Genomic DNA, 20,023 nt, shown 5'->3' with positions numbered 1-20,023 from the left:
GCCGCAGTGGGGCGCGCGCCAGGGCCTGCGGTGGGCGCCGCTCCGGGGCCGGTGGCGGGCGCGACGCCTGGACCTGCCGCGGGCCGTGCGACGCCTGGGCCGGCGGTGGGAGCGGTTCCGGGGCCGGTGGCGGGCGCGACGCCTGGACCTGCCGCGGGCCGTGCGACGCCTGGGCCGGCGGTGGCCGCCGAGGGATTGGGCTGGGGGCTCGCGCCTCCTGCTGCGGAGGGCTGGGCTGCCGTGGCGTCGGCGACGGCGGGCGTCCGGTTCGGCGCCGCGAACGAGACCGCGTCCAGCTCCTTCAGGAGGAACGCGAGCCGCAGGAGGTGGTCCGCGTCCTGCGGAAAATCGGTGAGGAGCTGCGCCACCGAGCGCACGCCGTCGATGACGGAGAGGGCGCGCACCTCATGCGGCGTCAAGCGCAGGTCGGTGGCGGCGACGATCCCCCCCGACTTCATGATGGGCAGCTGCATGACCGCGGCCAGCCGGCGCTTGAGGTCCGCGGTGGGGAGCCGCCGCACGGCGTCGCTCAGCACGGCCCATCGATTGCCGAGCGGCATCGCCTTGGCCCCGGGCAGCTCCCTGGGCTCGAAGGTGAAGGTTCCGGACTCGGCGCGCAGGGCTCTGGCGAGGAGGAGCTGCGCGCGCTGGGTGAGGTGCGTGAACGCCGTCGCGGGCTGCAACAGCCCCAGCCCGAAGAGCGCGGTCAGCAGGTCTCCACCGAAGCGATCGCGAGCCGCCTCCGCCTGCTGAAGCTGTTCCCCGGTGATGAGCTTCGCGCCCATGAGCGAGGTGCCCAGCGCGTCGTCCACATGCGACGAGTCGACGAACTCGGGGTTGCCCTTGCGGAAGTGGATGAGCTGCGTGCGGTCCGACAGCGTGAGCGTGAGCAGGCCCGTGTGCTCGCCCGCGCCGATGCGCCCATAGAGCCGAATGGGGGAGTGCTGCTCGAGCCGTCCCTGAGCGGGTGGCGAGAGCGGGGACTCGTGGTCGGGAACGACGGCCGGGGGCTCCGCGGGCGCGACCGTGGGGCTCGCGGGCGCGGGAGGGCGAGCCGTCGCGGTGGGGGCGACCGGCGCGTTCGGAGGGCTTGCGGGCGCGGGCGGACGGGCCGCGACCGGCGCGGTCGTGGCAGGGGCGACCGGTGGGCTTCCCGGGGCAGGCGGACGAGCCGCCGCAGCAGGGGCGACCGGCGCGTTCGGAGGGCGCGTGGTTGCGACGGCGGGATGCGCAGGGCGGGGCGCGGTGCCAGGCGCTCCGGCTCGGGCCGCGTTCGGCGGCAGGCCGGAGGCCGGGCGTGTGACGCCGGGGCCCGCGACGGGGGCGGCGCTTCGGGGGGCGCCGGGGGCCGCGCCCGGTCTTCCTACGGCTCCGGGCCCCGCCATGGGCGCGACGCCGGGACCCGCGACGGGAGCGACACCGGGGCCCGCCATCGGAATCGAGCCAGGACCCGCGATAGGGGCGACGCCGGGGCCCGCGATGGGCGCACCACCGGGCCCTGCCATCGGGCCCACGCCAGGGCCTGCCGTCGGCATGGCTCCCGGGCCCACACCTGGGCCGGCTCCCGGACGTGCTCCAGGCGCGGCGCTCGTCGGGCCCACCATCGGCATGGCAGGACCCGCGACGGGCTGGCCACCGGGGCCCACGACAGGTGCACCCGCGGCACTGGGGCCCGCCATGGCCGCCGCGGTCCCGGCACTGGTGGGAACCGGGGTGTGCCCGATGGGCGCGACGGCGCGGGCGGTGCTCGTGGCCTGGGCGGTGGCCGCGCCCGGGTCTCCCCACAGCTCTCGTGGGAAGACGTCTCGGACATCCGGGAAGCGCCACGGGAAGGCGAAGTTGAGCCCATCCTCGGAGACCTGGAGCGTGCCCTTGATGGCGCCGCTGTCGACGAGCAACTCGATGGTGGGCGGGGTCAGGGGCCCCCAGACGGTGCCCCGATCGTTTCGGACCCAGTACTGCCGGACCTCACCCTCCGCCATGCGCGGCTCCACTCCCGTGTCGAGTCATCGAAACCTATCGCTCCCGTCCCGCGTCTCAAAGCGGCTGTGGGGCCAGAGGGCCTCACCCCCAGTCAGGGCGCGGCACCCTCCAGCGCGGCCATGCCCACCACGGCGAGGCACGCCGGGTCCCCCTGCGGCTCCGCGGGCGGATCGAAGCAGTACACCTCACTGTCGAAAACCTTGCACACCCCCGCTGGCGTCGCCGCGCACGCCACCTTCGAGAAGGCCACCGTGCACGTGTAGCCGCACACCGGGCCGCTCTCGCTGATCCGACACGTGGGCGCGGGGATGCCCCGGCCCCAGGCGCACAGCGCCGCGGGGGTCGGGTCGAAGCAGGTGACCGTCCCGTTCTGGGCCTTGCACACGCCCGCGGGAGTCTTCGCGCAGCGCACGCCCTCGGGCGCCGAGACGCAGTTGTACCCACAGGCGGACTGCATGCCGTTGCTGCGGCACTCGGCCTTGGGCGCCTCCTTGCCGTAGACGGCGAACACGGCGGCGGGTGGATCAAAGCAGGTGATGTCTCCGTTGCGCGCCTTGCAGAGGCCCGCGGGCGTGCTCGCGCACTTCACCTTGCCGAACTCGGTGGCGCAGCCGTAGCCGCACGCCACCACGCCGTCGAGGGTCTTGCACTCGGGCTCGGGCAGCGCCGTGCCGTACGCCTTCGCCGCGTAGGCGGGCGGGTCGAAGCACACGGCTTGTCCATCCAGCACCTGGCAGCGTCCCTGCGGCGTCTTCGCGCAGCGCACGCGCTGTCCGTCCGACTTGCAGCCGTAGCCGCACGAGACATGTCCATCCACCGAGCGACAGGAGGCCTGGGCGGGATCCGGCGGCGTCGGGGGCGCCGCCAGGGTCAGCGCCAGCACGGTGACCAGTGTGGTGAGCATGGGGGCATTGACGCCCAAGGCGTGCTCGGGCGCAAGCAACCGGCCAGGACGCTGGGGGGCGCGCGTGATACTGGGGCCGCCGCACGTGTGGAGGTAGACCCTCGGTGGACGTGGACATCAGCGCGCTGAAGCTCCTGTTGCTGTGCCTGGCCGCCCTGTGCGCGGGACTCGTGGATGCCATCGCGGGAGGCGGCGGGCTCATCACCTTGCCGGCGCTCCTGACGGCGGGCCTGCCGGTGCACATGGCGTTCGGCACCAACAAGGGCCAGTCCGTGTTCGGCTCGTTCGCGGCGATGGTGCGCTTCGCGCGCGCCGGACTGGTGGACCGGAAGCTGGCGCGGGTGACGTTCCCCTCCAGCCTGCTGGGCGCGCTGCTGGGCGCGGGGCTGCTGCTCCTGGTGAAGCCCGAGGTGCTCAAGCCCCTGGTGCTCGTGCTGCTCATCGCGGTGGCCATCTTCCTCGCCTTCCGCAAGCAGCCTCAGGTGGCGGAGCGGCCCGAGCCCATGCCGCACGCGCGAGCCCAGGCGGTGGGGGCGCTCATCGCGCTCGTGCTCGGCACCTACGATGGGTTCTTCGGGCCCGGCGTCGGCACGTTCCTCATCGTCGCCTTCTCGTCGCTCCTGGGGCACTCGCTGGCCCGGGCCTCGGCGGACGCGAAGGTGGTGAACTTCGCCTCCAACCTGGCCTCGATGACGCTGTTCGCGCTGAAGGGCGTGGTGCTGTGGCGCGTGGCGCTGCCCATGGCCGCCGCGCAGTTCTCCGGCGCGTGGATGGGCGCGCACCTGGCCGTGAAGGGCGGCGACCGGCTGGTGCGCCGCGTGGTGCTGGGCGTGGTGGTGGCGCTGGTGTTGAAGCTCGGCCGAGACGTGCTGCTCGGCTGAGCCGCGCGCGGGCGCGTCAGCCGATGTGCACGAGCAGCGCGTCGCCGCGCCGTGCCACGGCCGCGGCGAACTTCCGCAGCTCGTCGAAGTAGGACAGCAGCTCCTCGAGCGGATCCACGCCGTCCTCCAACATCTCCTCGTCCCAGGTGCCCGGGTAGATGTCCTGGGCCTGCAGCGCCTCCGGGTCGAAGCGCTGGCGCAGCGTGGCGGGGCTCAACGTCTTCAGCGCGTCCGCGAGCTGCTTCACCTGGGCCGGCGCGAAGATGCGCGCCGTTCCTTCATCCGAGGGGATGTCCCCCACGTCCTCGCCGCCGCGCACCAGGAAGTCCAGGGGCGCGGTGCCCTCCCACGGCGTGCCCGTCAGCAGGTACTGGAGGCCGTGCCACGCCTCGCCGATGTCCAGCTCGATGAAGGTGGCGCCGCGCGCATCGCCGAAGTCCTCCTCGTCGTCGAGGAAGGACTCCAGTTGCCCGGGGGCCTGGAGCAAGGCCTGGCGCTGCGCGTCCGTGGCGCTGCGCAGGGTGCAGAGCATCTCCATCCCGATGACCTCCTGCCTACTCCACGACGACGAGCTTGGCGTTGTTCTCCACGGCGGTGCCTTCCTTGGCGAACAGCTCCGTCACCTTGCCCGCCTTGGGGCTCTTGAGCTCGTTCTCCATCTTCATGGCCTCCACCACCACGAGCCCCTGGCCCTCCTTCACCTCGTCGCCCACCTTCACCAGCACCTTCACGACCTTGCCGGGCATGGGCGCGGTGATGAGCTGCTTGCCCTCCACGGAGAAGCCCGCGGTGGCCGCGCGCAGCCGCAGCCGGCGCTCGTCCGCCACGTCCACGCGCGTCACCTGCCCGCGCACCAGCACGCCCACCTCGTCGCCGTTCTCCTCGAACTCGACGCTGTACGATTGCCCGTCCACCAGCATGGACATGGTGCCGTGCTCCAGCGCCAGCGCGTCCACCTGGAACGTCTTGCCATTGACGGTGAGCCGGTAGCGGTCGTTCCCCAGCGACTCCAGGTCGACCGGCACCGCTTCCTTCTGGCCCTGCTGCTTCGTGAAGTAACGCATGGAAGGTTTTCCGAGAGCGAAGGGGGATGCGGCCTAGCGGCGGTTGCGCAGCGCCTGGCGCCACGGGCTGACGCCGCCCGTTCCTGCGCCCGAGCCCTGGGCGCTCGGCAGCGTCTTGGCGCGCTTCTGGTCGCGGTTGTACGCGTAGACGGCGCTGGCCAGCAGCGCCACCTCGCTCAGGCGCGGATCCTCCACGCCCATCAGCGCGTCGTGGTTGCGCGTGAGGAAGCTCGTGTCGTAGTCGCCGCCCACGAACTCCGGATGCGCCAGGAGCGCCTTCAGGTAGCGGATGTTGGTGGTGATGCCCTTCACCACGTACTCGCTCAGCGCGCGCTGCGCCCGGGCGATCGCCTCGGCCCGCGTGGGAGCCCACACGGACAGCTTGGAGATCATCGGGTCGTAGAAGTTGGGCACCGTGAAGCCCGGGAACACGCCCGAGTCATCGCGCACGTTCGGCCCGCCCGGCACGCGCAGGTACGTAATCTTCCCCGGGCTGGGCATGAAGTTGCGCGAGGGGTCCTCGGCGTAGACGCGCACCTCGATGGAGTGACCGTTGGGCGTGGGGGCCTCCAGCAAGGGAAGCTTCTCGCCCTCGGCGGCGCGGATCTGCAGGGCGACGAGGTCCAGCCCCGTCACCCACTCCGTCACCGGGTGCTCCACCTGGAGGCGGGTGTTCATCTCCAGGAAGTAGAAGTTGCGGTGCACGTCCACCAGGAACTCCACCGTCCCGGCGCCCACGTAGTTGACGGCCTTGGCCGCCTTCACCGCCACCTCGCCCATCTTCGCCCGCAGCTCCGGGGTGAGGATGGGGCTGGGCGTCTCCTCCACCACCTTCTGGTGCCGGCGCTGCGCCGAGCACTCGCGCTCGTTCAGGTGGATGGTGTTGCCGTACTGGTCCGCGAACACCTGGATCTCCACGTGGTGTGGCTTCTCCAGGTACTTCTCGATGTAGACGGCGTCGTTGCCGAAGGCGTTGAGCGCCTCGCTCTTGGCGGAGCGCCAGGCGGACTCGAACTCCTGGAGGCTCTCCACGCGCCGCATGCCCTTGCCGCCGCCACCGCCCGCGGCCTTGAGCATGATGGGGAAGCCGATCTTCTGGGCGTAGTCGCGGGCCTCGCCCTCGGTGGCGAAGGGCTCGGTGGAGCCGGGCACCACGGGCACGCCGGCCTTGATCATGTTGGCGCGGGCGCGGGTCTTCTCGCCCATGGCGTCCATGGCGGAGGCGGGCGGACCGATGAAGGTGATGCCGGCCTTCTCGCAGGCGCGCACGAAGGACGCGTTCTCGGAGAGGAAGCCGTAGCCGGGGTGGATGGCGTCCGCGCCGGACTTCTTCGCGACCTCGAGGATGCGCTCCTGGACGAGGTAGCTCTCACGCGAGGGCGGGGGGCCGACGAAGTAGGCCTGGTCGGCGGTGCGGACGTGGAGCGCGGAGCGGTCCGCCTCGGAGTAGACGGCCACCGTGGAGATGCCGAGCTCCTTGCAGGTGCGCATTACCCGGATGGCGATCTCGCCGCGGTTGGCGACGAGCACTTTGCGGATCTTGGGCATGGGCGCCCCTCTAGCACGGGCGCCCGGGTTTGCCGACCCTACTTCCGCATGCCGCGGTACTGCTCCATGTAGGCCCGCGCCTGGGCCAGCTTCGCCTCCACGAACAGGTCGTCTTCGTCCGGAACCGGGGCGGGCGCGGGCAGGAGCGGCTGGGTGGCCGCGCCCCCCGAGCCGAAGTCCACCGCCGCCGCCAGGAGATTGCGCGCCGCGTCGCCGCTGAACAGGTGCGAGAGCGTGGGCGTCTCCACGCCGAGCCACCGCGCGCCCTGGCGCACGACGTCCAGGTACTCGCCCTCGGACGCACGGGCCGGGTAGCCGGGGACGGCGAGGCACGCGCGGGCGTAGCTGTGCTCGCGGTCCACGTAGAGGCCGAGCGTCCGCTCGCGACACTCCTGGGCGAGCCCCTTGGCGATGGCGTCCAGGTGCTCCTCGGGCGAGGGGCCCTTGCCGCCAGGCAGCGGCACCTCGGCCACGTGCCAGCCCGCGTCCGCCAGCCCGTCCGGACGGTGGGGCACCCAATGGGCCTCGGGCGGGGGGACGTCCAGCGCATCACAGACGCGCTGAAGCGTCGGGGGCAGGGCAGGGAGGGGGCCTTCGACGTCGGACACGAAGAAAACGAGGCGGCGCAGGGTCACGCGGGCAGCTCCTTGGGTAGCTCCCTGAAAGCCCACGCGCCGCCCGAGAATTTCCCGGACGGCGCGCGCCTGCCTGCCCTGCGTCCGGAGGAGGGCGTCCTCCGGGCGACGCGGGATTACAGCGGGATGTTGCCGTGCTTGCGCGGCAGGTTCTCCTGGCGCTTGTCCTTGAGCATCTCCAGGGCGCGGATGACCTTGCTGCGCGTGTCCTCGGGCCGGATGACCTCGTCGATGTAGCCCAGCTCCGCCGCCTTGAACGGGTTGGCGAACTTCTCGCGGTACTCGGCCACCAGGCGCGCGCGCTCGGCGTTGGGGTCCTTCGCCTTGAGCAGCTCGTTGCGGAAGATGATGTTGACCGCGCCCTCGGGGCCCATCACGGCGATCTCCGCCGACGGGTACGCGTAGTTGATGTCCGCGCGGATGTGCTTGGAGGCCATCACGTCATACGCGCCGCCGTAGGCCTTGCGCGTGATGATGGTGATCTTGGGGACCGTGGCCTCGGCGTACGCGTACAGCAGCTTGGCGCCGTGGGTGATGATGCCGCCCCACTCCTGGTCGGTGCCGGGCAGGAAGCCGGGCACGTCCACGAAGGTGACGAGCGGGATGTTGAAGCAGTCGCAGAAGCGCACGAAGCGCGCGGCCTTCACGCTGGCGTCGATGTCCAGGCAGCCGGCGAGCACCGCGGGCTGGTTGGCGACGATGCCCACGCTGCGCCCGTTCATGCGCGCGAAGCCGACGACGATGTTCTTGGCGAAGTGCTCCTGCACCTCGAAGAAGTGCTTGTTGTCGACGACCGCCCGGACGATCTCCTTGATGTCGTAGGGCTTGTTGGGGTTGCTCGGCACGAGCGTCTTGAGGGACTCCTCGGCGCGGAACGGGTCGTCGTCACACGGCTGGGCGGGCGCGTCCTCCTGGTTGTTGGAGGGGAGGAACGAGAGCAGCTCGCGGGTCATCACGATGGCCGCCTGCTCGTTCTCCGCCGCGAAGTGCGCCACGCCGGACTTCTGGTTGTGCGTGAGCGCGCCGCCCAGGGCCTCCTTCGACACCTCCTCGTGCGTCACCGTCTTGATGACGTCCGGGCCGGTGATGAACATGTAGGAGGTGTCCTTCACCATCATGATGAAGTCGGTGATGGCCGGCGAGTACACCGCGCCGCCCGCGCACGGACCCAGGATGAGGGAGATTTGCGGCACCACGCCCGAGGCGAGCGTGTTGCGCAGGAAGATGTCCGCGTAGCCCGCGAGGCTCTCCACGCCTTCCTGGATGCGCGCGCCGCCCGAGTCATTCAGGCCGATGACCGGCGCACCCACGCGGGTGGCCATGTCCATGATCTTGCAAATCTTCTGGGCGTAGGCGCCGGACAGCGAGCCGCCGAAGACGGTGAAGTCCTGGGCGAAGACGAAGACCTTGCGGCCCTCGACGGTGCCGTAGCCGGTGACGACGCCGTCGCCGAGGATCTTCTTGTCGCCCATGCCGAAGTCGTTCGAGCGGTGGGTGACGAACTTGTCCAACTCGCAGAAGGAGCCGGGGTCCAGCAGCAGGTCGATGCGCTCGCGGGCCGTGAGCTTGCCGGCCTCGTGCTGCTTGGCGATGCGGTCAGCGCCGCCGCCTTGCTCGGCCTGCTGCTCCATCTGCTGGAGCCGTGCGCGGAGAGGATCCTTCTCGGGGGTTCCGTCCATGGGGCGCCGTCTACCACACCGGCGCGCGGCCCGCGCGTGTCCCGAACCAGCGCCCGGGCCCCGCGCGCCCGACCCGGCGCGGTGCGGCATGGCCTGGGGGGAGGGCGGTCCTGCCCCGGGGCGCCGGGCGGTCCGGGTGGGTAGATTGGCGGTGGGAGGCCGTTCATGAGCGTCATCACCCTCGCGAAGCAGGGCAAGAAGGTCGTGCTGGACAAGCTCGCCACCTCGCCGGACAAGAAGGTGAAGCGCGAGTCGGCGAAGGAGGAGTTCGAGGCGCTGGGCGCCGAGCTCTTCGACCTGCAGGACCTCCAATGGGGGGCCCGGCTGAACTCGGTGCTCATCGTCCTGCAAGGGCGCGACACGGCCGGCAAGGACGGCACCATCAAGCACGTGGTGGGGGACCTGAACCCGCGCGGCGTGGCCGTCACGTCCTTCGGCGTGCCCACGGCGGAGGAGAACGAGCACGACTTCCTCTGGCGCGTGCACAAGCACACCCCGCGCCTGGGCGAGTTCGCCATCTTCAACCGCTCCCACTACGAGGACGTGTTGGCGGTGCGCGTGCACAAGCTGGCGCCGAAGCCGCTGTGGAAGGCCCGCTACGGCCACATCCGCGACTTCGAGGAGATGCTGGCCGAGCACGGCTGCATCGTCCTCAAGTTCTTCCTCCACATCAGCCGCGAGGAGCAGGAGCAGCGCCTGCTGGACCGGGAGAAGGAGCCGCGCAAGGCGTGGAAGATCAGCGCCGGCGACTGGGATGACCGGCGGCACTGGGGCGACTATTCGCAGGCGTACCAGGATGTCTTCGAGCAGACATCCACGCCGTGGGCGCCGTGGACGCTCGTGCCCTCGGATGCGAAGTGGTACCGCAACCTGGTGGTGGCGCGGCGGGTGGCGGAGGCGCTCCGGCCGTACCGCAAGGCGTGGCAGGAGCGCCTGGATGAAGTGGGCACGCGCAAGAAGGCGGAGCTGAAGTCCTGGCGCAAGAAGCGCTAGTTCGGCTTGGAGAGCAGCCGGTCCACGGCCTCCACGTCGATGGCGTAGCGCGCGCGCAGCTCCGTGACGGACACCTCCCAGAGCTGTCCCCACGCCGCGCCGAACAGGGGCTGCGCGCGCTGGCCCAGGAGCCAGCCGCGCACGAGGGCGCGCAGGCGCGCGTCGCGCTCGGCGAAGGCGTAGAGCAGGGTGTTGGCCAGTCCGCCGGTGAGCACCGCGAGCGCGAACGGGCTGCCAATCTGCGCGAGGCTGAAGGCCTGGACCCCCAGCTCGCCGGCCACGTCCGCGGAGAAGCCGGTGAGCACGTGCCACACATCGTGCGTCTCCAAGAGGTGCGCGCGGACGTAGAGCGCGTCCGTGGGGGCCTCCATGCGCGGGAGCGCGGCGGGGTCCAGTCCGTTCACGCGCAGGTGCTCCGAGTAGCTGCGGCCCAGCGTGCCAGGGGGAAGCGCTCCCAGCCACGTCAGGTCCAGGTGCCCCACGCGCGGGCGCTCGCAGAAGGCGCGCGCCACGGCGGGGTGGCGCTGGAGGTTCCGAGCCAGGGCTTGGAGTGACTCGGGCGGCACCAGCACCGGGGCCAGCTCCAGGATGTCCGTCAACAGCGTCGGGTCGCGCACCGCGTGCGTGGCCCGCCAGGCCGCCTTCGCCCACTTGAGGGGATTGTGCATTGCTTCCTCCGCTGCTCGCGGTGCCGCAAGCGCACCGTTGTTGAACCACCGGCGCCCGCCCGGCCCGCGGGGGCGACCGGGTGTTCGCGGGTGGGCTGCCCGCAGGCGGACGCCCTGAGCCCGCCGCTGCTCGGAATTGGGAAATGGGCGCGAGGGGCTCGGAGCGCAACCCCTCGGAACCTCGCGAAACGTTCGTTGGCGCACGCGATGCACAAGGGGCCAGCGCGGTGCGGCGCTGCTCCACGCCAGCCCATCGCACGAGGCACCACTTCCTGCCTGCGTGGAGAGGAGAGCCGTCATGATCTGCAACGAGAGCGGGGTCGACCGTTCGCTGCGTGTCCTGGAGGGGTTGGTGATGTTGGCGTTGGTGGTGGCGGGGCCGCGCACGCCGTGGGGCCTGGTGGGGTTGGTGCCGCTGCTCACGGGCGTGTTGGGGTACTGCCCGCTCTACGCGCTGCTCGGCGTGAGCACGCAGCCGAGCGGGCTGGTGTCCGTGCGCGGCATGCCGTGAAGCGCTCGGGTGTCCTCTTGGCCCGAGGCGGGCGGACAACCGGGCTCCTTCCTGTCCCGTGCGCGCGTCGCCGGTGGGATGGAGCTTGAGACTCCGGACCGGGCCCATGCCTCCAGTGGCCCGCGCGCCACCAGGATGCTCCGGAGGAGGGCCGATGCCAGCCACCACACGCGGGGGACTACAATTCGCGTCGTTTCGCGGCATCCCCATCCGCGCGCATTTCTCCCTGCTGCTCATCCTTCCCCTGTTGGCCTTCCTGTTCGGCGGCGCGTTCCGTCGCGCGGCGGAGGTGGCGCACCTGCCTCCCGAGCGCCTGGCGGGCTCGCCCTTTCTCTGGGGGCTGGTGGTCGCCGTCGGGCTGTTCGCCTCCGTGCTCGTCCACGAGCTGGCGCACACCGTCTACGCGCTCCGCCACGGCGGCCGGGTGCGGGGCATCACGCTGATGATGGTGGGCGGTGTGTCCGAGCTGTCCGAGGCGCCGCCGCGTCCGCGCGACGAGGCGTTGATGGCGCTGATGGGACCGCTGACGAGCCTGGGCCTCGCCGCGGTGCTGGCCGGCGCGACGTGGCTCCTGCGCGACCTGCACGCATTCAACCTCCAGTTCGCCTGTTTCTACCTGGGCACCCTCAACCTCTTCCTGGGCCTGTTCAACCTGCTGCCGGCGTTCCCCATGGATGGGGGACGCATCGTGCGCGCGGTGCTCACCAGCCGATGGGGCCCGCTGCGCGCCACGCGCGTGGCCGCGGGACTGGGGCGTGGGTTCGCGGTGCTGCTGGGGTTGTGGGGGCTCGTGCAGCTCAACCCGCTGCTCGTGCTCATCGCGTTCTTCATCTTCCTGGGCGCCGAGGGCGAGGCGCGGCAGGTGCGGATGAAGGTGACGCTGGAGGGCATTCCCGTGGCGCAGCTCATGTCGCCTCGGCGCGTGGGCGTGGACGTGGGGGACTCGCTCTGGGATGCGCAGTGGGCGCTGCGGCGCGAGCGCGTGCCCGTGCTCCCCGTGACGGAGGAGGGGCGCCCGGTGGGGCGGGTGACGTTGGAGGCCCTTGGCGCCGTGCCCGAGGATGAGCGCGGTCACCGCACCACGCGCGAGGTGATGCAGTCGCCCGCGGTGACGGTGTCGCTCGCGGACGACGGGTGGACGGCGGTGCGGCGCATGGCCGAGGCCCAGGTGCCGCAGCTCGCGGTGGTGGAGGAGGACGGGCGCCTGGCGGGGACGGTGGACGTCACCGACGTGCAGCAGACGCTGGCCCTGCACGCGTCGCGGACCGAGCGCGAGGAGCGCCGCGGGCCGCGCTGGCGTCAGGAGCGGCCCGCCTGAGCCCGAGGTGCTCGGGGGTTACTGCGCGGGCGGCAGGGCCCACGTCATCGCGAAGCGGTGGCCTCCGCCGGCCGCGCTGTCGAGCCAGCCGGTGAGGCGCTCGCTGCGCGCGAGCAGCGGCCCCAGCTCCGAGCTGGCGGCGAACATCGCCGCGAGGCTGTCATCCCCCATGACGTCCAGGAGCGACACCTGCGACAGGCCCCGCGCCAGGCGCTTGGGGTCCACCGCGAACTCCACCGCGTGCTGCTGCGCGGTGGGCGCGGCGGGCAGCACCCCCAGCAGGGCCTGCGTCACGGCCTCGTCGTTGCCCATCACGAGCTGGTTGCCCTTGAGGCGCAGCACCAGCGTGCCGCCCTTCACCGCGAGCGCCCAGCCGTCCGCCAGCGGCTTCGCGCCCGGGAACTGGCCCACGGGCTCCAGGGCGGCCTTCGCCGCCGCCGCGTCCTTCACCTCGGCGGCCAGGGCCTGCCGTCCGGCGAAGAAGCGGCCCGTGGCGGAGCGCAGCGAGCCGCGCACCTGCACCGCGTCCACATCCAGCAGCACCGCGCCCGTGAGCTGTCGGGCCACCGCCGCGGCCACGGCCTTCACCCCGTCCGCCGGGCACTCCGGACACACGGACTGCACCGCGGTGCGCACCGAGCCCAACGCCTGCGCCACCCCGGCCGGGGCAATCTGCGCGCGCGCGACGAGGAGCCCCTCGGGCTTCACCGCGCCGTAGGGGCTCGCGGCCAGCGCCTGGAAGGGCGGCAGCGGCAGCGTGGACGCGGTGCCCTCCACCTGGAGCGAGTTCGCGGTCCCATCCAGGCCCAGCACCCCCTCGGGCGTCTGGAGATACAGCACGCCCGGCACCTTGCCCATGCGCGCGTCGGGCGTGGGCGCGCGGCCCACCAAGCGCACCGCTTCCTTCAGCAGCGCGCCGCGCTCGTCGGAGCCGCCGAAGGCGCAGGCCTCGTCGCCCTTCAGGGCATAGCCCACGCTGCCGCCCTGCGGACGCGGCAGGCTCACCGTCGTCACGCCCTTGGCCGCGACGGGCTTCACCGCGCCGTTGGGGGCCAGCGCCTCGGCGGCCTTGGCCTGGAAGGTCTTCGCGTCCTTCAGGTGCGTGCAGGACACCCGCCCGTCACCCCGCATGGACACGGTGGCGGGGCCCGCGGCGTCGATGCCCAGCGCGGCGAGCGTCTCCGGGTGCGCGGGATCCAACTCCAGGAAGGGGTGCAGCTCGGGCCGCCACGCCGCGGGCCGCAGCAGGCTCGAGTAGGTGCCCGCCCGCTCCAGGAAGGCGGTCAGCCCTTGGACCCGGTCGAACTGGGGCACGTGGACCACGGTGTTCGCCGAGGCGGCGATGCGGGGAGCGGGGGCTGCGGCCAGGGAGGCGGCCAGGGCGAGCGCGAGCATGCCCCGACGTGAGAGCAGACGTCCTCCCCTGTCAAGGTGAACGGCGCCTAGAACGCGCCACTCAACGTCAGGCCGCCACCGTTGGCGTTCATGGCCAACGCGGGCAGCACTCCGAGTGCTTCCGGCGTCGTCAGCTCATACGCCACCACCGCGCCCAGCACGGCCACGGGCGCGCCCACCAGCACCCAGGTGGCGCCTCGGTCCTGTGAGCCCCCCACGAAGGCCGCCACCGTGCCCGGCACCCCGCCCGCGAGCGCTGCCAGGAGGCTGCCCCGCCCGTCCAACAGCGTGCCCACCGTCCACGTGCCCAGCCCCGCGCCCAAACCCAACCCCAGCGACGGCAGCAGCGCCGAGCCGCGCATGCGGTGCCACGGGAAGTCCTGCCGCGTGGTCCAGCCCTTGAGCCCCAGCCCCAGCGCCGCCCCCGCCGCCGCGCCGCCCAGGAAGGCCCCCGCGGGCCGCAGCAGGCCCGGCTCGGAGGTGACCGGGGTGAGCGTCGCCTCCTGTGCGCTCGCGCGTCCCGCGAGCAGCGCGAGGGCCAGCCCCGCGCCCCGCGCCAGCGTGCGCGAGGGGTGAGGCCGGGAAGGGAAGACGCGACTCGGACAGGGGGACTGGCTCAACGCACTCCTCCTCGCGACGGGGCCGTGGGCCGCGCTAGAGGCGGCCGGCGTTGGCCCATTCAATCATCCGCTCCGCCAGCTCCTCGGCGTTGCGGCGCAGGTGCGCCAACTGAAGCACCTCGTCATCCGTGCGCGCCAGCGCGAGCCGCCGCGTCAGCCCGTCCGCGAAGCGCACCACCTGGGCGATGCTGACGTAGAAGCGGTCCTCCAGCACGCCCGCGAAGCGCGCCACCTCGGCGTCCACCCCGTGCCCCTCCGTCACCAGCGCCTCCACCAACGCCTGGCGCGCCACCGGGTGCTCATACTCCGCCGGATGGCGAAGCTGGCGCTTCCACGGCTGCGCCTCCCAGCGCAGCCGCGCGGGGTCCTTGGCCACCCACGTCGAGCGCGTGTCCGCGCCGCCCAGGCGGGGTGCGCCTTTCTCTCCTGGCATCCACAAGCCCATCTCCATCAGTGCCCCCTCTCCACTACGGGGTCCGTCCACAGGCATGACTGACATCGATGCATCACTCCATCCGCGTGGGTACGTCGCAGCGCGCCACCGGCGCGGACCGGTGGCACGAGGTAATGACGCGGTCGCCCCGAATCCTTGGGGAGGGTGCCCGTGAGGGCATCGTTGACAGGGAGCGGGGCGATCGGGACAGTCCGCCGCGCCATGGCGACCTACCCCGCGACCCCCCGCGAAGCCTTCCAACAGCTGCGAGCCCTCGCCGAGGACCTGCGCCAACCCGAGCGTCGGGCCCTGGCCCTGACGGAGCTGCGCGCGCTGGCGGAGCTGGCGCGGGGCAAGCCCGAGAACGCGCCGCTGCGGCTGGAGCAGGTGGTGGTGGCGGTGGGCGCGTCGCAGGAGCGGCTGGAGCTGTTCCTGTTGCCCTCCATCTTCGCGCCCGAGGCGTGGGCCTTCACCTTCCTGGAGGGACTCCTGAAGGTGCCGCTGGACGAGTACGCGGGGAAGCGGCTGGTGGAGGTGGGCTCGGGCTCGGGGTGGATCTGCCTGGCGCTGGCGAAGTTCACCGGCCTCGCGCGCATCCACGGCATGGACCTCAACCCGCACGCGCCGGTGGTGGGGGTGTGCAACGCGTGGCTCAACGGCGACGAGCAGCTCGTGTCGCGCCTGTCCTTCGGCGAGAGCGACCTGTTGCGGGGCCTGCCCGAGACGCCGTCCTGGGACTTCATCGTCGGGTGCATCCCGCAGGTGCTGCGCGGCGAGGGGCTGCCGGCGGAGCTGGAGCTGTCGCAGGCGGATGAGCAGGCGCTCTACGACCTCTCCAACTACTGCACGCTCCAGAACGTCTATGAGGACCACTTCGGCCTGGGCCTCATCGCGCGCCTGTTGGACGAGGCGCCCGAGCGGTTGGCGCCGGGAGGCCGGCTGCTGTTGAACCTCGCGGGCCGGCCGGGGCGCGCCATCATCGAGCGCATGTTCACCCGCCGGGGCTTCGCCACCCGCGTGAGCGTGGCGCGCCGGGTGATGCAGGCGGCGGACACGGACATCCGCCCGCTGGTGGCGCTGGAGCAGCGCACCGGACGCGAGTTCGAGTTCTTCATGGAGGCCCACAGCCCCGAGCCGCTGCGCGCCGCGACCGCGCTCGGGTGGCTGCAGGCGGGCAATCCCATCTGGCACGAGGTGGCCGTCTGGGAGGCGAACCTCGCCCAGCCGCGCGAGACGCTGGCGCTGCGCGCGTCGCTCCGGAAGCTGAGCATCGCCGCGCTCCAAGAAGAGCTGGACCTGGGCGCTGCGTCCGCCGAGCAGCTCGGGTTCGCGGCGTCGCTGGCGGGGCGATTGGCGCGCACGCCGGAGTTGCCGTACGCGCACGAGGCGGGCGACGCGCCGTTCCGCCGCATGGTGGCGCGCTACCTGGACCGTTACTTCGGGCTGCGGCTGGCCGAGGACGCGCTGTTCGTCGCGCCCGAGCGTGAGCAGGCGGTGTACTCGCTGCTGTTGTCCATGTGCGACCCGGGCGACGAGGTGCTCGTGTCGCGCAGCCTGCACCCGCTCTTTGCCCGCTCGCTGGACAAGGCGGGCGTGCGCGCCACGGTGACGCACACGTCGCTCGGGGAGATTCAGCGCCTGTTGGCCGCGTTCGACGTGAAGGCGGTGTTCCTCACGGTGGAGCCCGGCGAGCGCACCAACCTGGCCGTGCTGCGCGACATCGTCGCGGAGGCCGCGCGGCGCGGCATCTGGGTGGTGCTGGATGAGAGCGCCTTCTTCAACATCACCGGGGGCGTGGAGCCGCGCACGCTGTTCGAGTTCCTCGCCCGCGAGGTGCCTTCGCCCAACCTGGTGGTCCTCTACGGGCTCATCAAGAACGCGGTGTGGCCGGACCTGGAGCTGACGCTGCTGTTGCCCGTGCCGGAGCCCCTGCGCGCCGACCTGGAGGTGGCCGCGGAGGTGACGTACTCGCGCATCAGCACGCTGGCGCAGTGGTTCTACGAGCGCACCTTCGCGGAGCTGCTCGCCTTCCGCCTCGCCTTCGCGGAGCCCGCGCCTCCCGCGCCGCGCCCGAAGCCGGAGAATCCGCTGCCGCGCTCGCAGCGCATCGCCCACCTGTCCACGTTCCCCGCCTTCCTGCCTCGCATCTTCCGCGAGGAGGATCCCGAGCTGGTGCGGTTGGACTACGGCGAGAACGAGGGGCCGCTGCCGCCGCCGCTGGTGGAGGGACTCGTCGCGGCCAGCGTCGCGCCGCCCGCCGCGGGCACGCAGACGGGGCTCGCCGAGGCCCTCACGTCGTTCCTCTTGGAGACGCGCGGCGCGCGCTATTCGCCGGACGAGCTGGTGCTGGCTCCGGGCGTGTGGCCGCTCGTGCATCACCTGGGCGTGGCGCTGCGCCAGCGGTTGGGCCGCGCTCCTCGCGTGTTCCTGGCCACGCCCTGCTACGGCGTCCTGCCGCCCACCTTCGTCGCGGCCGGATGCGAGGTGGAGCTGGGGACGCTCGCGTCGTTGCTCGCGCGTCGGGGCGCGGGTTCGCCCGACGCGGTGGTGGTGTCCCAGCCGTCCAATCCCGCGGGCACGTACCTGACGCACCAGGAGCTGGTGGCCCTGTCCACGTACGTGGTGGAGCAGCGGTGCCTGCTGGTGTCCGATGAAATCTTCGGCCTGGTGCACCTCACCAACCCCACCGCCGAGACGGTGCACAGCCCTGTCACGCTGGAGGGCGCGGTGCCGGGCGTGGGCGCGCGCACGGTCATCCTGGGCGGGCTGTCCAAGGAGTTCGCCGCGGGGGGACTGCGCGTGGGCTGGCTGGCCACGAGAGACAGGGCGCTTGCTCAAGCGCTGCGCGACAGCGGGCCGGGCGCGCTGCATCTGCCCACCGCGCGCGCGGCGGCGTACCTCTACGCGGCCTATGCGCGCAGCCCCGAGGGGCAGCTCTTGTACGCGGCGCGGCACCGGGCCCTGCGAGACTTCCTGGGGAAGATGCGCCGCGAGCTGGCGGAGAAGCGCGCGCTCCTGGCGGAGGTGCTTCCGGACGCGGGGCTCTCCGAGTCCGCTGAGGTCGGCGGCCTGTTCCTCGCGCCGCGCGTGACGGCGTGGCTGGGCCGCGAGGTGGATGGTGAGCGGCTCACGCCGGAGAACCTGCCGCGCATCGTCTACACGCACACGCGCGTGGTGCTCAACGGCGGCGCGTGGTGTGGGGATCCGGAGCGCGTGCGCGCGGTGTTCTCCATCCCGATGGCGAAGCTCTTGCGGGCTCGGGACAGGCTGCGCGCGTTCGGGATGATGGTGCGCACGCGCTGAGGATGCTGGCTGGTTGACACGGAGCGAGCCCCACGGGCCACTGCCGCGCGGACGCGCGGCGCGGCACACTGCTCCCCCGGCACCGGCGCGCGCGGAGGCCGCCGGGCCTGATGGGGGGGATGCGCGATGGGCGAGCCCGGGCCACGGCCGGCGATCGAGCTCCTGGATGTGCACAAGTCGTTTGGCGACCAGTCGGTGCTCGCTGGGGTGAGCCTCGTGGTCCCCGAGGGCACCACCTGCGCGCTGTTGGGCGTGTCCGGCTCGGGCAAGACCGTGCTGATGAAGCTCATCGACGGATTGCTCCAGCCGGACCGAGGCACGGTGCGCGTGGCGGGCGAGGACCTGTCCCGCCTGGGCGTGGTGGACCTGGACCGGGTGCGGCGCAAGCTGGGCATCCTCTTCCAGGGCGGCGCGCTGTTCGACTCGCTCACCGTCTTCGACAACGTCGCCTTCCCGCTGCGCGAGCGGGCCCGCCTGCCCGAGCGGCAGGTGCGTGAGCGCGTGCGGCGCGCGCTGGCGCTGGTGGACCTGGAGGCCGCGGCGGACCAGTACCCGGGCGAGCTGTCGGGCGGCATGCTCAAGCGCGCGGCGTTCGCTCGCGCCATGGTGCTGGAGCCCTCGGTGCTGCTCTACGACGACCCCACCGCGGGGTTGGATCCGCTCAAGACGCGCTCCGTGGTGGACGTCATGCTGATGGGCAAGCAGCAGCTCCACGCCACCTCGCTCGTCATCACGCCGGACGTGGCCACCGCCTTCGAGGTGGGGGACCACCTGGCCTTGCTGCACGAAGGGCGCATCGTGGAGCACGCCGCTCCGGACGCGTTCCGTCAGTCCCGGCACCCCGCGGTGCGCGCCTTCCTGCATGACTGGCTGGAGCGCCGCGCGCAGCACGCCTCCTCGGACTCGACTGCTTCCCACTGAACGTTCGGGGCGGGCCTGTTCACGTCGGGACAGTCCCGGCGAGCGCGGTGTGAACGCAGTGGACCCATCGCGCCCGCATCGTGCGGAATCGCCGCGAGGAAGCGCGGTGCCTCCCGTCCCGCGAGAGTCAGGGCCCAGCGAGGCCCTCGGGGTATGTCATGCCAAACCTGCTCGATCTGCCACGCCAGGCCTTGCTGGATTTTCGCTCGCGCCTGAGTCACCTGCCGCTGGTGTCTCAGCTCCAGCGACGCAATGTCGTCCCGGAGAGCCTCAACCTGTCGAGCCCCGCGCCCCAGGACTCGATGCTCGCGGACCCCGAGCGCGTGGAGGTGTGGCGGCTGGCCATCGAGCGTTACGTGCGCACGGGGCAAGTGGTGGTGGACGTGTGCACGGGCACGGGCCTGCGCACGTTCCTGGCTGCCTCGCGCCACCCGCGCAAGCTGTACGCGGTGGATGACTCGCGGCTCTTGGACACCACGCAGTGGGTGGCGCGGCGCAACGGCCTGGACCACATCGACTTCGTGCGCGAGCCGCTCCGGCGCTTCCAGTCGGCGGAGCGCGCGGACGTGCTCCTGCACGAGCTGCTGGGAGATGCGCTGTTCGACGCGGGCATGGTTCCGCGGATGCTCGACATGCGCTCGCGGTTGCTCCGGCCGGGCGGGCGCATCCTGCCCAACCGCTTCGAGGTGTTCGTGGAGCCGGTGCAGCTGCGCGACGAGGCCTGCATCCCCTTCATCTGGAGCCAGCGCTTCCCCAGTGTGGACTACCGCTGCCTGCAGTCGCTGCGCGAGGCGATGAGCCCCTCGTACTTCACGCGGCTGGTGCGCTCGTACGAGGTGGAGCACCTCTTGTGCGAGCCCGAGCCATCCTTCGCCTTCGACCTGGAGACGATGGCCGTGGACGGTCTGCCCAGCGTCGTCCGCTACGAGCGGCCCGTGGTGGAGAGCGGGCGCGTGGATGGCCTGTGCCTCTTCTACAAGGTGGCCTTTGACGCGGAGCTGTCCTTCACGGTGTCGCCGCTGCGCGGGCGCCACCACACGGGCATGACGCTCTTGCGCGTGGACCCGCGCGAGTACGAGCGCTTCGAGATGCTCTCCTTCGAGTTGGAGCTGCCGGACCCGGCGGATGTCCGCACGTGGCGCTGGCGGTTTCTCTGAACGATTGCGC

Annotated in this window: 18 protein-coding genes; 7 read left to right on the top strand and 11 right to left on the bottom strand. The window is 72.1% G+C overall.

What is annotated here, in order from left to right; translation table 11 throughout:
- Both KRR26_RS26190 and KRR26_RS26185 read right to left on the bottom strand, forming a co-directional pair.
- The coding region (locus KRR26_RS26190; RefSeq protein WP_328707218.1) for a DUF4388 domain-containing protein at positions 1-1,982 on the bottom strand (1,982 nt) is incomplete at its 3' end.
- Positions 1,983-2,074: 92 nt separating this feature from the next.
- On the bottom strand, positions 2,075-2,887 hold the full coding sequence (locus KRR26_RS26185) for a hypothetical protein (protein WP_120209697.1): 813 nt from the start codon (positions 2,885-2,887) through the stop codon (positions 2,075-2,077).
- A gap of 104 nt (positions 2,888-2,991) precedes the next feature.
- Between KRR26_RS26185 and KRR26_RS26180 the strand changes: the two genes are divergently transcribed.
- Complete coding sequence (locus KRR26_RS26180) at positions 2,992-3,768, top strand: TSUP family transporter (RefSeq protein WP_120209698.1); 777 nt, start codon at positions 2,992-2,994, stop codon at positions 3,766-3,768.
- 16 nt (positions 3,769-3,784) lie between these two features.
- Here the strand turns inward: KRR26_RS26180 and KRR26_RS26175 are convergent, their stop codons facing one another.
- The 5 genes from KRR26_RS26175 to KRR26_RS26155 all read right to left on the bottom strand — a co-directional run bounded on the left by KRR26_RS26175 (position 3,785) and on the right by KRR26_RS26155 (position 8,694).
- On the bottom strand, positions 3,785-4,306 hold the full coding sequence (locus KRR26_RS26175; protein WP_217081149.1) for a YfbM family protein: 522 nt from the start codon (positions 4,304-4,306) through the stop codon (positions 3,785-3,787).
- Positions 4,307-4,322: 16 nt separating this feature from the next.
- Positions 4,323-4,832, bottom strand: a complete 510-nt coding sequence (locus KRR26_RS37700) for a biotin/lipoyl-containing protein (protein WP_120209700.1) — start codon at positions 4,830-4,832, stop codon at positions 4,323-4,325.
- A 33-nt stretch (positions 4,833-4,865) separates the two neighbouring features.
- Entirely contained in the window at positions 4,866-6,380 is a 1,515-nt protein-coding gene (locus KRR26_RS26165; protein WP_120209701.1) for an acetyl-CoA carboxylase biotin carboxylase subunit, read from the bottom strand.
- Positions 6,381-6,418: 38 nt separating this feature from the next.
- A complete protein-coding gene (locus KRR26_RS26160; protein ID WP_120209702.1) occupies positions 6,419-7,015 on the bottom strand; it encodes a hypothetical protein in 597 nt (198 codons plus the stop codon).
- A 116-nt stretch (positions 7,016-7,131) separates the two neighbouring features.
- On the bottom strand, positions 7,132-8,694 hold the full coding sequence (locus KRR26_RS26155) for an acyl-CoA carboxylase subunit beta (protein WP_120209703.1): 1,563 nt from the start codon (positions 8,692-8,694) through the stop codon (positions 7,132-7,134).
- 165 nt (positions 8,695-8,859) lie between these two features.
- On the opposite strand from KRR26_RS26155, the gene KRR26_RS26150 reads away from it, so the two are divergent.
- Positions 8,860-9,687 carry a polyphosphate kinase 2 family protein gene (locus KRR26_RS26150; protein WP_120209704.1) on the top strand — a complete coding sequence of 276 codons (828 nt, stop codon included), beginning with the start codon at positions 8,860-8,862 and terminating at the stop codon, positions 9,685-9,687.
- Here the strand turns inward: KRR26_RS26150 and KRR26_RS26145 are convergent.
- Complete coding sequence (locus KRR26_RS26145) at positions 9,684-10,355, bottom strand: Coq4 family protein (RefSeq protein WP_233577412.1); 672 nt, start codon at positions 10,353-10,355, stop codon at positions 9,684-9,686. The two genes, KRR26_RS26150 and KRR26_RS26145, sit on opposite strands and share 4 nt — an antisense overlap.
- 298 nt (positions 10,356-10,653) lie before the next feature.
- On the opposite strand from KRR26_RS26145, the gene KRR26_RS26140 reads away from it, so the two are divergent.
- Positions 10,654-10,866, top strand: coding sequence for a YgaP family membrane protein (locus tag KRR26_RS26140; protein WP_120209706.1), 213 nt, complete (start codon positions 10,654-10,656; stop codon positions 10,864-10,866).
- Between the two features lie 154 nt (positions 10,867-11,020).
- Complete coding sequence (locus tag KRR26_RS26135; RefSeq protein ID WP_217081148.1) at positions 11,021-12,184, top strand: site-2 protease family protein; 1,164 nt, start codon at positions 11,021-11,023, stop codon at positions 12,182-12,184.
- A gap of 18 nt (positions 12,185-12,202) precedes the next feature.
- Here KRR26_RS26135 and KRR26_RS26130 read toward each other — a convergent pair whose 3' ends face one another.
- From KRR26_RS26130 to KRR26_RS26120, 3 genes are read right to left on the bottom strand one after another with little or no spacing between them, the layout of a single operon-like run.
- Positions 12,203-13,579 carry a hypothetical protein gene (locus KRR26_RS26130; RefSeq protein WP_217081147.1) on the bottom strand — a complete coding sequence of 459 codons (1,377 nt, stop codon included), beginning with the start codon at positions 13,577-13,579 and terminating at the stop codon, positions 12,203-12,205.
- 47 nt (positions 13,580-13,626) lie between these two features.
- A complete protein-coding gene (locus tag KRR26_RS26125; protein WP_217081146.1) occupies positions 13,627-14,199 on the bottom strand; it encodes a hypothetical protein in 573 nt (190 codons plus the stop codon).
- A gap of 34 nt (positions 14,200-14,233) precedes the next feature.
- The gene (locus tag KRR26_RS26120; RefSeq protein WP_233577413.1) at positions 14,234-14,632 is read right to left on the bottom strand and encodes a hypothetical protein; all 399 of its coding nucleotides are present in this window, start codon (positions 14,630-14,632) and stop codon (positions 14,234-14,236) included.
- A 222-nt stretch (positions 14,633-14,854) separates the two neighbouring features.
- Between KRR26_RS26120 and KRR26_RS26115 the strand changes: the two genes are divergently transcribed.
- The 3 genes from KRR26_RS26115 to KRR26_RS26105 all read left to right on the top strand — a co-directional run bounded on the left by KRR26_RS26115 (position 14,855) and on the right by KRR26_RS26105 (position 20,013).
- Positions 14,855-17,935, top strand: a complete 3,081-nt coding sequence (locus KRR26_RS26115) for an aminotransferase class I/II-fold pyridoxal phosphate-dependent enzyme (protein WP_217081144.1) — start codon at positions 14,855-14,857, stop codon at positions 17,933-17,935.
- Positions 17,936-18,061: 126 nt separating this feature from the next.
- On the top strand, positions 18,062-18,856 hold the full coding sequence (locus KRR26_RS26110) for an ABC transporter ATP-binding protein (RefSeq protein WP_217081143.1): 795 nt from the start codon (positions 18,062-18,064) through the stop codon (positions 18,854-18,856).
- A 158-nt stretch (positions 18,857-19,014) separates the two neighbouring features.
- Entirely contained in the window at positions 19,015-20,013 is a 999-nt protein-coding gene (locus tag KRR26_RS26105; RefSeq protein ID WP_120209713.1) for an SAM-dependent methyltransferase, read from the top strand.
- Positions 20,014-20,023 lie beyond the last annotated feature (10 nt).

This window comes from Citreicoccus inhibens, from assembly GCF_019039035.1.
GTDB lineage: Bacteria > Myxococcota > Myxococcia > Myxococcales > Myxococcaceae > Citreicoccus > Citreicoccus inhibens.
The sequence above is the reverse complement of the archived record's forward strand: the minus strand, read 5'-3'. Positions and strand labels throughout refer to the sequence as shown.

What these genes read in the sequence shown, in the direction of transcription:
- KRR26_RS26130 (WP_217081147.1), bottom strand. Translation starts at nt 13,579, where the DNA reads ATGCTCGCGCTCGCCCTGGCCGCCTCCCTGGCCGCAGCCCCCGCTCCC.
- KRR26_RS26185 (WP_120209697.1), bottom strand. Translation starts at nt 2,887, where the DNA reads ATGCTCACCACACTGGTCACCGTGCTGGCGCTGACCCTGGCGGCGCCC.
- KRR26_RS37700 (WP_120209700.1), bottom strand. Translation starts at nt 4,832, where the DNA reads ATGCGTTACTTCACGAAGCAGCAGGGCCAGAAGGAAGCGGTGCCGGTC.
- KRR26_RS26175 (WP_217081149.1), bottom strand. Translation starts at nt 4,306, where the DNA reads ATGGAGATGCTCTGCACCCTGCGCAGCGCCACGGACGCGCAGCGCCAG.
- KRR26_RS26110 (WP_217081143.1), top strand. Translation starts at nt 18,062, where the DNA reads ATGGGCGAGCCCGGGCCACGGCCGGCGATCGAGCTCCTGGATGTGCAC.
- KRR26_RS26115 (WP_217081144.1), top strand. Translation starts at nt 14,855, where the DNA reads ATGGCGACCTACCCCGCGACCCCCCGCGAAGCCTTCCAACAGCTGCGA.
- KRR26_RS26145 (WP_233577412.1), bottom strand. Translation starts at nt 10,355, where the DNA reads ATGCACAATCCCCTCAAGTGGGCGAAGGCGGCCTGGCGGGCCACGCAC.
- KRR26_RS26155 (WP_120209703.1), bottom strand. Translation starts at nt 8,694, where the DNA reads ATGGACGGAACCCCCGAGAAGGATCCTCTCCGCGCACGGCTCCAGCAG.
- KRR26_RS26165 (WP_120209701.1), bottom strand. Translation starts at nt 6,380, where the DNA reads ATGCCCAAGATCCGCAAAGTGCTCGTCGCCAACCGCGGCGAGATCGCC.
- KRR26_RS26150 (WP_120209704.1), top strand. Translation starts at nt 8,860, where the DNA reads ATGAGCGTCATCACCCTCGCGAAGCAGGGCAAGAAGGTCGTGCTGGAC.
- KRR26_RS26135 (WP_217081148.1), top strand. Translation starts at nt 11,021, where the DNA reads ATGCCAGCCACCACACGCGGGGGACTACAATTCGCGTCGTTTCGCGGC.
- KRR26_RS26120 (WP_233577413.1), bottom strand. Translation starts at nt 14,632, where the DNA reads ATGCCAGGAGAGAAAGGCGCACCCCGCCTGGGCGGCGCGGACACGCGC.
- KRR26_RS26105 (WP_120209713.1), top strand. Translation starts at nt 19,015, where the DNA reads ATGCCAAACCTGCTCGATCTGCCACGCCAGGCCTTGCTGGATTTTCGC.
- KRR26_RS26140 (WP_120209706.1), top strand. Translation starts at nt 10,654, where the DNA reads ATGATCTGCAACGAGAGCGGGGTCGACCGTTCGCTGCGTGTCCTGGAG.